The sequence below is a fragment of the Bradyrhizobium sp. 26S5 genome (assembly GCF_036923295.1).
Classification (GTDB): domain Bacteria; phylum Pseudomonadota; class Alphaproteobacteria; order Rhizobiales; family Xanthobacteraceae; genus Bradyrhizobium; species Bradyrhizobium septentrionale.
Genome location: NZ_CP145948.1, coordinates 2,751,133 through 2,765,949, shown reverse-complemented (window position 1 = coordinate 2,765,949; position 14,817 = coordinate 2,751,133). Strand labels below are relative to the sequence as shown.

15 protein-coding genes are annotated in these 14,817 nt (G+C 65.8%); 9 read left to right on the top strand and 6 right to left on the bottom strand.

The genetic code is table 11. The features are described from left to right. Positions 1-16: 16 nt before the first annotated feature. Complete coding sequence (locus V5279_RS12910; protein ID WP_338697823.1) at positions 17-1,288, bottom strand: allantoate amidohydrolase; 1,272 nt, start codon at positions 1,286-1,288, stop codon at positions 17-19. A gap of 372 nt (positions 1,289-1,660) precedes the next feature. Here V5279_RS12910 and V5279_RS12905 point away from each other — a divergent pair, with 372 nt between their 5' ends. From V5279_RS12905 to V5279_RS12885, 5 genes are read left to right on the top strand one after another with little or no spacing between them, the layout of a single operon-like run. Next, entirely contained in the window at positions 1,661-2,770 is a 1,110-nt protein-coding gene (locus V5279_RS12905) for a BMP family ABC transporter substrate-binding protein (RefSeq protein WP_166298006.1), read from the top strand. Further along, positions 2,767-3,879 (top strand): ABC transporter permease, encoded by a 1,113-nt coding sequence (locus tag V5279_RS12900; RefSeq protein ID WP_338697822.1) that lies wholly within the window; start codon positions 2,767-2,769, stop codon positions 3,877-3,879. The genes V5279_RS12905 and V5279_RS12900 overlap by 4 nt, the downstream gene beginning before the upstream one ends. Before the next feature lies 1 nt (position 3,880). After that, a complete protein-coding gene (locus tag V5279_RS12895; RefSeq protein WP_338697821.1) occupies positions 3,881-4,807 on the top strand; it encodes an ABC transporter permease in 927 nt (308 codons plus the stop codon). Positions 4,808-4,826: 19 nt separating this feature from the next. Then, on the top strand, positions 4,827-5,510 hold the full coding sequence (locus V5279_RS12890) for an isochorismatase family cysteine hydrolase (RefSeq protein ID WP_338697820.1): 684 nt from the start codon (positions 4,827-4,829) through the stop codon (positions 5,508-5,510). Further along, positions 5,507-7,039, top strand: a complete 1,533-nt coding sequence (locus V5279_RS12885; protein WP_338697819.1) for an ABC transporter ATP-binding protein — start codon at positions 5,507-5,509, stop codon at positions 7,037-7,039. Before V5279_RS12890 ends, V5279_RS12885 begins: the two co-directional genes overlap by 4 nt. Positions 7,040-7,265: 226 nt before the next feature. Here V5279_RS12885 and puuE read toward each other — a convergent pair whose 3' ends face one another. Together puuE and V5279_RS12875 are read right to left on the bottom strand one after the other, a co-directional pair. Next, entirely contained in the window at positions 7,266-8,204 is a 939-nt protein-coding gene (gene puuE, locus V5279_RS12880) for an allantoinase PuuE (protein WP_338697818.1), read from the bottom strand. 1 nt (position 8,205) lies between these two features. Then, positions 8,206-8,622, bottom strand: a complete 417-nt coding sequence (locus V5279_RS12875) for a DUF3830 family protein (RefSeq protein ID WP_338697817.1) — start codon at positions 8,620-8,622, stop codon at positions 8,206-8,208. A gap of 199 nt (positions 8,623-8,821) precedes the next feature. On the opposite strand from V5279_RS12875, the gene V5279_RS12870 reads away from it, so the two are divergent. The 3 genes from V5279_RS12870 (at position 8,822) to V5279_RS12860 (ending at position 11,299) form a co-directional block, all read left to right on the top strand. Then, positions 8,822-9,556, top strand: coding sequence for a 3-oxoacyl-ACP reductase family protein (locus tag V5279_RS12870; protein ID WP_338697814.1), 735 nt, complete (start codon positions 8,822-8,824; stop codon positions 9,554-9,556). A 442-nt stretch (positions 9,557-9,998) separates the two neighbouring features. Next, positions 9,999-11,015 (top strand): tryptophan--tRNA ligase, encoded by a 1,017-nt coding sequence (trpS, locus tag V5279_RS12865; RefSeq protein ID WP_338697811.1) that lies wholly within the window; start codon positions 9,999-10,001, stop codon positions 11,013-11,015. Between the two features lie 83 nt (positions 11,016-11,098). Further along, positions 11,099-11,299, top strand: a complete 201-nt coding sequence (locus V5279_RS12860; RefSeq protein WP_338697809.1) for a hypothetical protein — start codon at positions 11,099-11,101, stop codon at positions 11,297-11,299. A gap of 21 nt (positions 11,300-11,320) precedes the next feature. Here V5279_RS12860 and V5279_RS12855 read toward each other — a convergent pair whose 3' ends face one another. The 3 genes from V5279_RS12855 to V5279_RS12845 all read right to left on the bottom strand — a co-directional run bounded on the left by V5279_RS12855 (position 11,321) and on the right by V5279_RS12845 (position 13,601). Continuing rightward, positions 11,321-12,211 (bottom strand): aldose 1-epimerase family protein, encoded by an 891-nt coding sequence (locus tag V5279_RS12855; RefSeq protein WP_338697807.1) that lies wholly within the window; start codon positions 12,209-12,211, stop codon positions 11,321-11,323. Positions 12,212-12,321: 110 nt separating this feature from the next. Further along, a complete protein-coding gene (locus V5279_RS12850) occupies positions 12,322-13,089 on the bottom strand; it encodes an enoyl-CoA hydratase-related protein (RefSeq protein WP_338697805.1) in 768 nt (255 codons plus the stop codon). Positions 13,090-13,166: 77 nt separating this feature from the next. After that, positions 13,167-13,601: a MarR family transcriptional regulator gene (locus V5279_RS12845; protein WP_338697802.1), complete on the bottom strand. Its 435-nt coding sequence runs from the start codon at positions 13,599-13,601 to the stop codon at positions 13,167-13,169. 267 nt (positions 13,602-13,868) lie between these two features. Here V5279_RS12845 and V5279_RS12840 point away from each other — a divergent pair, with 267 nt between their 5' ends. Next, positions 13,869-14,768 (top strand): CHAD domain-containing protein, encoded by a 900-nt coding sequence (locus V5279_RS12840; RefSeq protein WP_338697800.1) that lies wholly within the window; start codon positions 13,869-13,871, stop codon positions 14,766-14,768. Positions 14,769-14,817 lie beyond the last annotated feature (49 nt).

Here is a 14,817-nt window from a genome sequence, read left to right as displayed (position 1 = left end):
GCCAAGCGCGCCAGCTTCAGCTGTTCGCCGCGTCGCGCGGCCGGAAATTCTCGATGACACGCAGCAGCACGCGCGCGCCGGTGTCGGCATCGGCGAGCTCGACGTGCTCGGCCGGATTGTGGCTGATACCGCCGCGGCAGCGCACGAAGATCATGCCGATATCGGCGACATCGACCATTGCCATGCCGTCATGGCCTGCCCCGCTCGGCAGCTCGAACACGGCATGGCCCTCGGCCGCGACGGCCTCGGCGATCTGCTTTTTCAGCCATGGCGCGCAGGGCACGCTGCGGTTCTCGTGGGTGACGTCGATCTGAAGTGCGAGCTCGCGGCGCTTTGCAATCGCCTCGATCTGCCGCACGATGTCGGCGACGGCGCGCTTGCGATGCATGTCGCTCTGCGAGCGGATATCCATCGTGAAGGACACCTTGCCTGATATCACGTTAGTGGCGCCGGGCATCGCGTTGATATAGCCGACGGTGCCGACCAGGCCGGCTTCGTCGCTCCGGCAAAACGCCTCGATCGCGACGATGCATTCGGCCGCGCCCGCCAGCGCGTCGCGCCGTAGCGGCATCGGCACGGTGCCGGCATGGCCGGCGACGCCGGTGAGATTGGCGGCGAGCCGGGTCGCGCCTGATATCGCGGTGACGACGCCGACCGGCAGCGCCTTCTCCTCCAGCACGGGGCCCTGCTCGATGTGCAGCTCGACATAGCCGAGCAGTTCGCGGCGGGCGCGCGCCGCCTTGCCGATATGATCGGGATCGAGCCCAAAGGCGATCAGCGCGTCGCGCATCGACGTTCCGGCGCGATCGCGCGTGTTGAGCACGCTCTCGTCGAACGTGCCGGCGACCGCGCGGCTGCCCAGCAAGGTCGAGGCGAAGCGTACGCCCTCCTCGTCGGCAAAACCCACGATCTCGATCGCGAACGGCAGCCGCTTGCCGCGCCGGTTCAGATCGGCGACGCAGGCGATCGCGGTGATGACGCCGAGCGGGCCGTCCCATCGGCCGGCGTCGCGCACGGTGTCGTAATGCGAGCCGAGCATCAGGGCCGGCAGGTGCGGCCGCTCACCCTCGTAGCGGCCGCAGACATTGCCGATGGCGTCGAGATGCGCGCTCATGCCGGCCTGACGCATCCAGGACAGGATGAGATCGGCCGCCTTGCGGTGTTCGTCGGTGAGGAAGACGCGCGCCAGATGCTCCGGCGTCTCGGAGATCGCGGCGAGCCGGTCGATCCGCGCCACGATCTCGTCGCCAAGGAAGGACGGTCTCGAGGACGGTTTCTTCTCGCTCATACTGTTTCCCATCAGTCCAACCCGGCACCGCAGCCGCTTCACTCGTAGCAGGCCCGGTCCGATTCACCAGCCGGCAAATCCGGCGCCACGAGCCGATCCCGACCGGGGGCGGAGCGGCCGCCCGGCGGTTAGCGACTGCTTAACGGCATTGCATACAACGGCGATTGATCGCTCATAAAATAGGCACCCCGACCCTGGTCGGCTTCCGATGCCGCTCACGTTGATCGCCATTTCTTTTCATATTCAATCGCTTACCGAATCATGATTGCCAAACATGCTCTGGCACGAAGCTTGCGACACTCCGTCTGAGCGCGGCCGTCATGGCGGCTGCGACAAGGACAGGCGGGCCGGACCCGCCGGAGGGAGCACGCGATGGATTTTGGCAGGATTTCAAGACGGAATTTATTGCAGGGAAGCGCCGCGGTGGCGCTCGGCAGCACGCTCGGCATTCGCGGCGCGGCGGCAGCGGAAACCACGATCGGCTTCATCTATGTCGGGTCGCGTGACGACTACGGCTACAACCAGGCCCACGCCCAGGGCGCGGCGGCGGTGAAGAAGCTGCCCGGCATCAAGGTGGTCGAGGAAGAGAAGGTGCCGGAGACCGATGCGGTCGAGAAGACCATCGAGTCCATGATCAACCTCGACGGCGCGACGCTGCTGTTTCCGACCTCGTTCGGCTACTACAACCCGCACGTTCTCAAGATGGCGGCCAAGTTTCCAAAGCTGCGTTTCGAGCATTGCGGCGGCCTGTGGTCCGACAAGGACCCGAAAAGCGCCGGCAGCTATTTCGGCTACATCGACGAAGCCCAATACATCTCCGGCATCGTCGCCGGCTACTCGACCAAGAGCGGCAAGCTCGGCTTTGTCGCGGCCAAGCCGATCCCGCAGGTGCTGCGCAACATCAACGCATTCACGCTCGGCGCCCGGCTCGCCAACCCGAAGGCAACCACGCAGGTGATCTTCACCGGCGACTGGTCGATGCCGGTCAAGGAAGCCGAGGCGACCAACAGCCTGATCGACCAGGGCGTCGACGTGCTGACCTGCCATGTCGACGGACCGAAGACGATGGTCGAGAACGCCGCGCGCCGCGGCGCCATGGTCTGCGGCTATCACGTCAACCAGTCGCCGCTGGCGCCGAAGGCCTATCTCACCGGCGCCGAATGGAATTGGGAGGCGCTCTATCCGAAATTCGTCAAGATGATCACGTCAGGCGAAGCGATCCCGAACTTCTATCGCGGCGGCCTGAAGGAAGAGATCGTCAAGGTGTCGCCCTATGGCGAGATGGTCTCGGCGGAAGCGCGCAAGCATGCCGACGACGTCAAGGCCAAGTTCATGGCCGGCGAGTTCACCATCTTCAAAGGCCCGATCACCGACAACAAGGGCAAGACCGTGATCGCCGGTGGCACCGACCGCGGCCAGCAGGACCCCGAACTCGAGAAGATGGATTATCTGGTCGAGGGCGTGATCGGAGCCACCGCGTGACGACCGAGGCGGCGGAATCGGTGGAGGCGGCCGGCGGCGTTGCTCCGGCCGCCGATCCCGGATTCCTCCAGCGCTACGGCGCGAGCATCGAATACATCCTGATCCCGGGCCCGGCGCTGGTCGGCGCGCTCGCGGTGTTCGGCGGCTTTGTCGCACTCTACGGCAAGAACCCGCTCGATCTCTATTTCTACATGTATTACGGCGCGTTCGGCACCTGGTTCTCGTGGCAGAACACGCTGACCCGCGCCGCACCGCTGATCCTGACCGCGCTGTGCACGGCGTTGCCGGCGCAACTCGGCATGGTGATCATCGGCGGCGAAGGCGCGCTCCTGATCGGCGCGCTGTCGGCGACCGCAGCCGCCCTGGCCGTGCAAGGCGCGGCGCCGATCGTGGTGCAGATCGCGATGGTGATCGCGGGCATGATCGGCGGCGGGCTCTGGATCACGCTATCAGGCGGCTTGCGGCAGTATCGCGGGGTCAACGAGACGATCTCGAGCCTGCTGCTGGTCTATATCGCGCTCGCTGTCCTGAACCATCTGGTCGAGGGACCGATGCGCGATCCGGCGAGCCTCAACAAGCCGTCGACGCGCGAGATCGGCGCCGCCAACATGATCGGCAGCATTCCGGGCACCGACGTGCATTGGGGCCTGGCGTTTGGGCTGGTCGCCGCCGTCGCCGCCTACATCCTGATCTATCACACCACCTTCGGCTTCGCTGCGCGCGTCGCCGGCGGCAACATCCGCGCAGCCAAGATCGTGGGCCTTTCCGTCGGCAAGCTGATCCTGACCGTCTGCTTCCTGGCCGGCAGCAGCGCCGGGCTTGCCGGCATGATCGAGGTCGCCGCCGTGCAAGGCCGCACCAATGCCAACCTCGCCGCGGGCTACGGCTTCACCGGCATTCTCGTCGCGTTCCTGGCGCGGCAGAATCCACTTGCGATCATTCCGGTCGCGATCCTGCTCGGTGGCATCTCGGCCTCCGGCGGCCTGTTGCAGCGGCGGCTCGGCCTGCCCGATGCGTCGGTGCTGGTGCTGCAGGGCATCATCTTCGTGTTCGTGCTGGCAAGCGATGCGCTCTACGGCCGCATCGGCTTCCTGAAGGGAAAGTCCTGACATGGCGGATGCATCGCTCGGGCTCTGGACCGTCCCGCTCGCCGTGTTCGGCGGCGCCATCCGTGTCTCGACGCCGTTCCTGTTCGTCAGCCTCGGCGAATGCATCACCGAGCGATCTGGCCGCATCAATCTCGGCCTCGAGGGCACGCTGGTGATGGGCGCGATGAGTGCCTACGGCATCTCCTATCTCTCCGGCTCGCCATGGCTTGGCGTGCTCGCCGCCGGAATCACCGGCGCCCTGTTCGGCGCGCTGCATGCCGGCATCTGCTCGCTGCCGCGGGTCAACGACATCGCGGTCGGCATCGCGCTGATGCTGCTCGGCACCGGCCTCGCCTTCTTCCTCGGCAAGCCGTTGATCGAGCCCACTGCCCCAAGATTGCCGGCGATCGATTTCGGCTGGTGGAGCGACGTGCCGCAAGTGCGCGCCGCGCTGCGCATCAACGTGCTGTTCCTGATCGGGGTTGCGATCGCGCCGCTGCTCTATTGGGCCTTCAAGACCACGCGCTGGGGCTTGTTGATCCGCACCGCCGGCGAAAGCGCCGATGCGGCTCGCGCGATGGGCCATTCCGTGCTGCTGATCCGGCTGCGCGCCACCATGGTCGGCGGCTTCCTCGCCGGCATCGGCGGCTCATTCCTGTCGCTGTTCTATCCGGGCAGCTGGAATGAAGGCCTCTCCTCGGGCCAGGGCATCACGGCAGTGGCGCTGGTGATCTTCGCCCGCTGGGACCCGATGCTGTGCCTGTGGGCCTCGCTCGCCTTCGGTGGCGCCGCCGCGCTGGGGCCCGCGCTGCAATCGGTCGGCATCACCTCCGGCTATCATTTGTTCAACGCCGCGCCCTACATCCTGACCCTAGCGATCATGATCATCACCTGCTCGCCGAAGCGCACGCTGACCGGCGCACCGGCCGAATTGTCCATCACCCGATAGCAACTCGCGAGATCATTCCATGTCCGAGCGCTTCATCAAGTCCGAGCCCTACGCCTGGCCCTACAATGGCGACCTGCGCCCGCAGAACACCGCGCTCATCATCATCGACATGCAGACCGATTTCTGCGGCGTCGGCGGTTATGTCGACAAGATGGGCTACGATCTTTCGCTGACCCGGGCGCCGATCGAGCCGATCAAGAGGCTGCTCGCGGTGATGCGCGCGCAGGGCTTTCACATCATCCACACCCGCGAGGGCCACCGGCCTGATCTGGCCGACCTGCCCGCCAACAAGCGCTGGCGCTCGCGGCAGATCGGCGCCGGCATCGGCGATCCCGGCCCCTGCGGCCGCATCCTGGTGCGCGGCGAGCCCGGCTGGGACATCATTCCAGATCTCGCGCCGCTGCCGGGCGAACCGATCATCGACAAGCCCGGCAAGGGCTCGTTCTGCGCCACCGATCTCGAGCTGATGCTGCGGCTGCGCGGCATCGAGAACATCGTGCTGACCGGCATCACCACCGACGTCTGCGTCCACACCACGATGCGCGAGGCCAATGACCGCGGCTTCGAATGCGTACTGGTCGAGGATTGCTGCGGCGCGACCGACAGGAGCAACCACGACCACGCGCTGAAGATGATCAAGATGCAGGGCGGCGTGTTCGGCGCGGTGGCGAAATCCGCCGACCTGATTGGGGCGCTGTCGTGATCATCGGCGAGCCGCCCGCACCTATAGGCGCATTCGGCGTCGACGCCATCGCCATGACGATGCGCTTCGGCGATTTCACAGCGCTCGACAATGTCGAGCTCAAGGTGCGTCCCGGCTCGTTCCACGCCTTGCTCGGCGAGAACGGCGCCGGGAAAAGCACGCTCGTGAAATGCATCATGGGCTATTACCACGCCACCGAAGGCGACATCATTGTCGGTGGCCGCCAGCAGAGCATCGCCAATCCCAAGAATGCGCATGCGCTCGGGCTCGGCATGGTCTACCAGCACTTCACGCTGGTGCCTGCGATGACGGTTGCGGAGAACCTGGTGCTGGCGCGCGACGACGTGCCGGCCGTCGTCGACTGGCGCAAGGAGAAGAAAGAGCTCGAGGCCTTCTTGGCGCGGATGCCGTTCAAGGTGCCGCTGGACGCCAAGGTTTCCGACATCTCTGCCGGCGAGCGGCAGAAGTGCGAGATCCTCAAGCAGCTCTATCTGAAGCGCCGCTTCCTGATCCTGGACGAACCGACCTCGGTGCTGACGCCGGGTGAAGCCGACGAAGTGCTCGGCATGCTGCGCGCGATGGTGGTCGCGGGCGAACTGACCATCCTGATGATCACGCACAAGTTCCGCGAGGTGATGGCGTTTGCCGACGACGTCACGATCCTGCGCCGCGGCAAGCTCGCCGGCACCGGCCGGGTCGCCGACCTGACGCCCGACGAGATGGCGCGCACCATGATCGGCGCCGAGCAGCTGACGGTGCAGCCGCCGCGCACCGGCGAGACCGGCGCGCCGCGGCTCGAGCTCGACAAGCTGACCGCGCGCGACGATGCCGGCGCGATCGCCGTGCGCGGCGTGTCGCTGACCGTGAAGAGCGGCGAGATCGTCGGCATCGCTGGCGTCTCCGGCAACGGCCAGCGCCAGCTGGTCGAGGTGCTGGCCGGCCAGCGCGAAGCCGAGAGCGGCGTGATCCGTGTCCAGGGCGAGAGTTACGCGGCGAGCCGCGAGGAGATGCGCCGCCACAAAATGTCGCTGCTGCCGGAGGAGCCGCTGAAGAACGCCTGTGTCGGCGGCATGAGCGTCGCCGACAACATCGCGCTCCGTGAATTCGACCGCGCCCCGTTCGCGCGCGGCGGCTGGTGGCTGAACCGCTCGGCGTTCCGCAGCGACGCCGAGCGCAAGATCAACCGCTACAAGATCAAGACCCGCACGCCTGATACGCCGATCGCGGCGTTGTCGGGCGGCAATGTGCAGCGCGCGGTGCTGGCGCGCGAGCTCTCGGGCGACGTCGAGGTGCTGATCGCCGCCAATCCGTGCTTCGGGCTCGACTTCGCGGCGGTGGCGCAGATCCACGCCGAGATCATGGCCGCCCGCAACCGCGGCGCGGCGGTGCTGCTGGTCAGCGAAGATCTCGACGAACTGCTGGAATTGTCGGACCGGCTGGTCGTGATGTTCCACGGCGCCTTCGTCCACGATATCAGTGCCAGCGAGGCCGACCTCACCGAGATCGGCCGCCACATGGCCGGGCATTGACGCGCGCTAAAGCATGATGACGTCAAGTTGAGCTGCCGGCCACAATGACGGTGCGCTCCCTCTCCCGCTTGCGGGGGAGGGTTGGGGTGGGGGCTCTCTCCGCGAGTCACATTGTGGAGAGAGCCCCCACCCGGATTGCATCTCCGATGCAATCCGACCTCCCCCGCAAGCGGGAGAGGTGCAGCCAGTTTGCCGCAAGACCGATTCAACGTGCCTTCATTTTGCGCTAGCCGATCTCGAACGCCTGCGCGGCGAGATGCTTCAGATTGGCGTGCCAGTGCTCGGCGATCGCAAGCCGGGTCGGCACCCAGACCCGCTCGTGCCTCTGGATGTAATCGAGGAAGCGCATCAGCGCGGCGGCACGGCCGGGACGGCCGACGACCCGGCAATGCAGGCCGATCGACATCATCTTCGGTCGCGTCGCGCCCTCGGCATAGAGCACGTCAAAACTGTCCTTCAGATAGGTGTAGAACTCGTCGCCGCCGCCAAAGCCCTGCGCGTTGATGAAGCGCATGTCGTTGGCATCGAGCGTGTAGGGGATCACGAGATGCGGCTCGGTGCCAGCAGACTTGATCCAGTACGGCAGATCGTCGGCATAGGAATCGCAGAGATAGCGCAGGCCGCCGGCCTCCATCAAAAGCCGCAGCGTGTTGATCGATGAGCGGCCGGTGTACCAGCCGAGCGGGCGTGCGCCGGTCGCCTCGGTGTGCACGGCGATGGCGCGCGCGATCTCCGCGCGCTCCTCGTCCTCCGACATGTCCTTGTGCTCGACCCAGCGCAGGCTGTGGCTGGCGATATCCCAGCCTGCCTCCTGCATCGCCGCAACCACATCCGGATTGCGCTTCAGCGCCATCGCGACGCCGAACACCGTGGCCGGCAGCTTGCGCTCGGTGAACATCCGCCACAGCCGCCAGAAGCCAGCGCGCGAGCCATATTCGAACATGGTCTCGATATTGGCGTGACGCTGGCCGACCCAGGGCTGCGCGCCCAAGACGTCGGACAGGAACGCTTCCGAGGCGCGATCACCATGCAGGATGTTGTTCTCGCCGCCTTCCTCGAAATTGACCACGAACTGCACGGCGACGCGCGCAGCGTCGGGCCATTTCGGATCGGGCGGATTGCGGCCGTAGCCGCGGAGATCGCGCGGGTAGCGGGCCTCGGTCACATCAGATTTCCTCGATGCGGATCTGCTGCGCGCCCTTCCACAACACCGTCTTGCCGAAGGTGGTGGTGAGGTTTTCCAGCCCCGAGGTCAGCGTGATGAAATGATTGCCGGCGAGCTGGCCCATCTTGCTGGCGAAGTGCACGCCGCCATAGGCGAGCAGGATCTCGGTCTCGCTGATGCCGCCGGGATAGAGGATGATCTGGCCCGGCGCCGGATAGCTGGTGTGGTTCTCGTAGGAGACGCCGAAATCGAGATCGCCGAGCGGCATCCAGACGCCCTCGCCGCTCCAGCGCACGTGGATCGCCTGGCTCTCGAACGGCATCGCCTTGCGGAAGGCGGCGACCGTCTTCGGCGCCAGCTGCTCCTCGAAACGGGCGTCAAAGGTGAACTCGCCGGCGCGGACAATCAGTTTGCTCATCGATCTCTCGTGGGTGGGCTGGAAGGAGTGACGCCCCAACCATTGCCGCCGCCCCGCGCCGGACGCAAGGCCGATTCCGGCCGGGAACGCCGGTTTTACGCCGCATGCGGCCCGCGGCAACGCAGATTTGAGAAGGGTTGCGTTGCGCCCCGCCTCCCTGTTTGCGAACCTGCCGGGGCACGTCAAACAGGGTGAGGCGATGTCAACAAACAGTCTGCACGGACATGTGGCGCTGGTGACCGGCGGCTCGCGCGGCATTGGTGCGGCGATCGTAAAGCAGCTGGCGGAAGCTGGCGCCGCCGTCGCGATCAATTATCGCGAACGCGCGGCCGAGGCGGAGACGCTGGCGAAGGGCATCATTGCCGCCGGCGGCCGGGCCGTCACGATCGCCGCCGACGTCTCGGAAGCTGGCGCTGTCACCCGCCTGGTCGAGCGCGCCAAATCCGAGCTCGGCCCGGTCGACATCCTCGTCAACAATGCCGGCATCGCCATCGTGCGGGGCGTCGACGATCTCACGGAAGAGGATTTCGACCGCACCATCACGGTCAATCTCAAATCGGCGTTTCTCTGCACGCAGGCCGTGCTGCCGATGATGCGCACCCGACAATGGGGCCGCATCGTCAACATCTCCTCCGGTGCTGCGCGCGGCGCAGGCTCCATCGGACCGCATTACAACGCATCCAAGGCGGCGATGGAGGGCCTGACCCGCGGCTATGCCGCGCGCCTCGTCAAGGAAGGCATCACCGTCAACGCCGTCGCGCCGTCGCTGATCGAGACCGACATGATGAAGGGACAGAGCGGCCTCGTCAGCCGGATCCCGATCGGTCGCTTCGGCACCGCCGAGGAGGTCGCGCAGGCGGTGATGCTGCTGGTCAACAATCCCTACATGACCGGACAGACCATTGCGATGAGCGGCGGCATGGCGTTCAACTAGCCCATGGTGACTTTTTTGAATCGAGCCGCGGACTCGGTATCACCTCGCCCCGCGTGCGGGGAGAGGTCGGAGCGCATCGTTAGATGCGCTCCGGGTGAGGGGGAGTCTCCGCGAATACAGCTATCACCGGATACGCGGAGGCGGCCCCTCACCCCAACCCTCTCCCCGTAAGGACGGGGAGAGGGAGCGCAGCGCCATCGCGACGACGGTTCAACCCAAACTCATCTCTAGGGCGCCCGCCATCTTGACCGCATCGCGCCTTTGCCCTACCGCTTGTGGCATGAACCGCTCGATCCTGATCGCCCATTTCTGGTGGCTCGCCGACTGACAGGCGGGCCGAAACGCGTTCATGCATTTTCGGGGCCGCCGCATGGGGCGGCCTTTTCATTTCATCTCATCCAGCCCGCATGCGGTGTCCCCATTCAACCGAATGGAGATAGCCATGACCAAGCCGATCATCCTCACCGGCGACCGCACCACCGGGCCGCTGCATCTCGGCCATTACGCCGGCTCGCTGCGCAGCCGCCTGAAATTTCAGGACACGCATCAGCAGTTCCTGCTGCTCGCCGACATGCAGGCTTTGACCGACAATGCGCACGACATCGGCAAGGTCAGCCGCAACGTCATCGAGGTCGCGCTGGACTATCTTGCCGTCGGGATCGATCCCGAGCGCACCTCGATCTGCCTGCAATCGCAGCTACCGGCGTTGGCGGAACTATCGATGCTCTATCTCAACCTCGTCACCGTGGCGCGGCTGGAACGCAATCCCACCATCAAGGACGAGATTCGCGCCCGCGGCTTCGGACGCGATATCCCGGCCGGCTTCCTGTGCTATCCGGTGGCGCAGGCCGCCGATATCACGGCGTTCCGGGCCACGGTCGTGCCGGTCGGGGAGGACCAGGCGCCGCTGATCGAGCAGACCAACGAGATTGTCAGGCGCGTCAATGCGCTGGCCGGCGGGCCATTGCTGCCCGAAGCCGAAGCCATCATCCCGCGCGCGGGACGGCTGCCCGGCGTCGACGGGCGCGCGAAGATGAGCAAATCCGCGGGCAATGCGATTCCGCTTTCGGCCGCGCCCGATGATATCTCGTCCGCGGTGCGCGCGATGTTCACCGATCCGGATCACCTGCGCGTCGCCGACCCCGGCAAGGTCGAGGGCAATGTCGTCTTCACCTATCTCGACGCATTCGACGACGATCATCATGCCGTCGAGGAACTGAAGGCGCGCTATCGACGCGGCGGACTCGGCGATGCAACCATCAAGCGGCGGCTGGAGGACATTCTGCAAGCCCTGATCGCACCAATCCGAACCCGACGCGCCGAGCTGGCGACCGATCGCGACTACGTCGCTGACGTGATCAGGCGCGGAACCCTGAGGGCGCGCGAGATCACTGAGCGCACCAAGCGCGATGTCATGGAAGGGCTTGGTTTGGAAGGACTTGGCTTGTTCCAGCTCTGAACGCCGCTGTCATCAAACCACGGCAGGAACTGTGCTTGGCTGTAACAGTTGCCCGCTTGGCGAAACCGGATTTGGAGCATGTCGTGATCGATCCGAAAGCGCTTCTCGAACGCGCCGCGCAGCTGGCCGATCAGGCCAAGGGCGAGGAAGATACCGGCATCCGCGACCGGTTGCTGCGCATGGCCGAGCATTACCGCGATCTCGCCGCGCACGAGGCTTGGGCTCACGAAAATCCGCCGTCGGTCGGCGCGCTCACGAGCGCGCTCGGCCCCCGCGCGCATTGAGCTGATCGCGAGAGCAGGCCGTCAGCTGACCCGAATGCGACAGCTCAGCGACTGACGCGCGCCCGGAGCAATCTGCATCAGGCCCGGCTTGTCCGCGAACTCGCCGTCGAAATCCGCGGGGCTGGCAAAGCCGTGCCACGGCTCGATGCAGAGGAACGGCGCGCCGCCAGGCTTCGACCAGATGCCGAGTTCGCGAAAGCCGCGCCAGGACATTTCGATCGCCGCGCCTTGCGTGGCTGCTGCCGGGCCTAGTGTCGCTGTGAAGAGGATCGATGTACTTGCGACCTGATCGAAGACCATCGCGTCGTCATCGAACAGATCCTCCGACAGCGCAAGCGTTCTGCCCTTGACCGGATTGGGTTCAGGCTGCCGCCGCATCAATCCATCCTTCAACCGCCGGATCGGCGCGGGTTCAGTCTTGCCGAAGGTCAGCGTGTAAGCCTCCTTCGGCAGCCCCGGCACCAGCGGCCAATTGAAAGCGGGATGACCGCCGAGCGAGGCCGGCAGCATCTCGGCGCCGGTGTTGATGATGTCGAACGCGACGTCGAGATCGGCGCCATCAACGGTGTAGGTGACCTCGAGCCTGAAGGCGAAGGGATAGCGTGCACGTGTGTCGGCATCGTCGGTCAGCGCGAGCTTGCAGGATCGCGGTCCCTGTTCCACCCAGGCAAAGCGGCGGTCCCGCGCAAAGCCGTGCTGCGTCATCGGATAGGTCTTGCCGTTGTGGCGCAGCGTGTCGTTCTTCAATCGGCCGACGATCGGGAACAGGATCGGCGCGTGGCGCGGCCATTGCGGGCCGGCCTGCCACAGTAGTTCGGTCCCTTCGGCATTGCTGAGCGACGACAGTTCGGCGCCCTGTGCCGAAATGGTCGCGGCGATCTTGTCGCCGCGCAACGTATGACTGTCGCTCATGCTCGCCTCGCCGGGTTGCGCTGTGCTGTGACACGAGATGTGCGATGGCGGCGAAGCCGTCAACCCCGAAGCGATGGGGCCGTCCATGCGGGGCGGCCCCAAGCTCTGGGCTAGCCAGCGATCTTGGAGAAATCAGGCTGGCGGCGCTCGGCAAAGGCGGCAAACGCCTCGCGCGCCTCCGCGCTCATCAGCCGTTCCTGGAAGATCTCGCCCTCGCGCGCCATTTGCGCGCTGATCCTGGCGGGGTCGCGCATCAGCGCCTTGGTGTGCTGGAGCGAGCCGAACGGCCGCTTCGCCAGTGCGTCGGCCGCCGCGCGGGCCTTGGCGCGGAGATCTTCGAGCGGCACGACCGCATTGGCAAGGCCGATCGCAACAGCCGTCTCCGCCTCGAGCGGCTCGCCGAGCGCGAACATCGCATAGGCCCGTGCGTAGCCGATCCGCTGAGGCAGCAGATAGGTCGACGCCGCCTCCGGCACCAGCGCGAGGTTGACGAACGGCGTGATCAGCCGCGCGGTCGGCGCGAGGTAAACGAGGTCGCAATGCAGCAGCATGGTGGTACCGACGCCGACCGCATTGCCCTGCACGGCGGCAACCAGCGGCCGCGTCGCCCTGGCGAGGCCGGCAAGGAAGCGCGTCACGTGACGCTCGCCCTGTACGCCACGCGACACCGCGGCGAAATCGGCGAGATCGTTGCCCGCGGTAAAGCTGTCGCCGTCGCCCTGCAACAGCACGGCGCGGATCGAGGAGTCGCCTTCCGCGCGCTCGAGCGCGTCCGCCATCGCGCCATACATCGCGTTGGTGATCGCGTTCTTCTTGTCCGGACGCGCCATCGTCACGGTGAGAACGCCATTGTCCAGCGCTACGACCACTTCACTCATGCCTCACTCCTGTTGCTTGCTTCTTGTTTGACGCGTTTTCTTCACGCGAACCGGTACCCACTTCGCTTGAAAACGCCCTAGCCGTCTTTGTCCTTCGGAAATTTCTCCTGCAGGCTGGTTAGCCAGCGCGACACCACGTCGATTTCCGCTTCCGAAAATCCGTCCATCAGGCGGTTGTTGATCACCCTGGTCCGGGTCGCGGCGCGCTTGCCGAGTTCCTGCCCCGCCACGGTCAGATACAGCCGCTGGCTGCGCCCATCCTCGCCGTCGCGCCGGCGCTTCACGAAGCCGGCGCGTTCCATCCGGTCGGCGAGCCCAGTCATCGCCGACGGCACGATGTCGAGCGCCTGCGAAACGTCGCCGATCAGCGCGCCGTCATTACGCCCGAGAAAGAACAGCACGCCGGCCTGGGCCGACGTCAGATCGTGCGCGGCCGTCTCCTGGTCGATGGCGCGCTGCAACCGCCGATAGGCCACGGTCAGAAGAAAGATCAGCCGGTGTTCCGCTTTCATGCCGTCGTTATATATTTCGCATGCGAAATATCAAGATACTTCGTGCGCGAAATATCTGGCGAATTTTCGCCCTCCAGCACAGCGCGCGCAGCATACCGGCCGGAACGGGCGCCTTCCACCGGGCGTATTGCGACATTTTGATCGCGTCGCCGGATCGTTGCGCTGCGGTTCAGCAGAAAACCCTTGATCGCGATCGATCAAACGGGAAATCTTTCCGTCCGGGAGCCGCCCGTTGCCTCGCGGTTCCGGCGGGGTCACGAGAGTGTCATGACGTTAGCGGCAAGTCCGGCCAGGGAGCGCGTTGTCCGCCCGAAGCGGCCGCGGCATCTCAGCGAAGCCATGCGTTGTGAGACCGCGTTTCGCCTGATCCTGTCCGAATGCCTCGAGGAAGTCGCGACCAACCACGAGGCCTTGAGCTCCGGCGATCCCACGGCCCTCCATCAGACCCGTATTGCGCTGACGCGGCTGAAGGCCGCGATCGCCTTCTACGGCCCGATGGTGGCGGACAGCGAATGGACGCGACTGAAATCCGAACTGAAATGGCTCAGCGCCTATCTCGGCGCCACGCGCGATCTCGACGTCGCGATCGAGAACAGCAAGGGCTTGCCCGAAGAGCGCATGCTGATGACGGCACGAACCGATGCGTTCGAAGCCCTCAGGGAGGCGCTGCAAAGCGACCGGTACTGGCAGTGGTTCGACGGCATGTGGGACTGGGTCGGCAGCGGCCCCTGGACCACGCGGCAGGATCCCCGCGCGGCGCAGCGGCGCGCCGTGCCGGTCTCGGTCTTTCACGCGCGACGGCTGGCGCGATGGCATGGCAAGCTGTGTCACAAGAGCCGCGGGCTGCAAGGCATGGGCAAGAACAAGCGCCACCGCGTCCGGCTCGCCAGCAAGCGGCTGCGTTACGCCATCGAGTTCTCGGAAGGCGGATTGCCTGCCGATGTCTATGCATCGTGGCGCAACGTGCTGAAGCATCTGCGCAAGGGACAGCAGCTGCTCGGCGAACTGAACGATGACGAGGTGCGCCGCAAGCTGTTCGAAAGTGCCGATGCACTGGATCAGGGCGCCGACGAACGCAAGGCCAGGCACCAGCGCGTGCACGAACGCAAACGCAAGAGCCAGCTGCTGCGCCGCGCCGCGGCGATCTACCGGAAGATTGCCGAATGAACGCAACTGCCCGCTCCCGCTCAGCCAATTTCCTTCATCCCCTTCCCTG

What these genes read in the sequence shown, in the direction of transcription:
- V5279_RS12910 (WP_338697823.1), bottom strand. Translation starts at nt 1,288, where the DNA reads ATGAGCGAGAAGAAACCGTCCTCGAGACCGTCCTTCCTTGGCGACGAG.
- V5279_RS12905 (WP_166298006.1), top strand. Translation starts at nt 1,661, where the DNA reads ATGGATTTTGGCAGGATTTCAAGACGGAATTTATTGCAGGGAAGCGCC.
- V5279_RS12895 (WP_338697821.1), top strand. Translation starts at nt 3,881, where the DNA reads ATGGCGGATGCATCGCTCGGGCTCTGGACCGTCCCGCTCGCCGTGTTC.
- V5279_RS12890 (WP_338697820.1), top strand. Translation starts at nt 4,827, where the DNA reads ATGTCCGAGCGCTTCATCAAGTCCGAGCCCTACGCCTGGCCCTACAAT.
- V5279_RS12875 (WP_338697817.1), bottom strand. Translation starts at nt 8,622, where the DNA reads ATGAGCAAACTGATTGTCCGCGCCGGCGAGTTCACCTTTGACGCCCGT.
- V5279_RS12870 (WP_338697814.1), top strand. Translation starts at nt 8,822, where the DNA reads ATGTCAACAAACAGTCTGCACGGACATGTGGCGCTGGTGACCGGCGGC.
- trpS (WP_338697811.1), top strand. Translation starts at nt 9,999, where the DNA reads ATGACCAAGCCGATCATCCTCACCGGCGACCGCACCACCGGGCCGCTG.
- V5279_RS12855 (WP_338697807.1), bottom strand. Translation starts at nt 12,211, where the DNA reads ATGAGCGACAGTCATACGTTGCGCGGCGACAAGATCGCCGCGACCATT.
- V5279_RS12850 (WP_338697805.1), bottom strand. Translation starts at nt 13,089, where the DNA reads ATGAGTGAAGTGGTCGTAGCGCTGGACAATGGCGTTCTCACCGTGACG.
- V5279_RS12845 (WP_338697802.1), bottom strand. Translation starts at nt 13,601, where the DNA reads ATGAAAGCGGAACACCGGCTGATCTTTCTTCTGACCGTGGCCTATCGG.
- V5279_RS12840 (WP_338697800.1), top strand. Translation starts at nt 13,869, where the DNA reads ATGACGTTAGCGGCAAGTCCGGCCAGGGAGCGCGTTGTCCGCCCGAAG.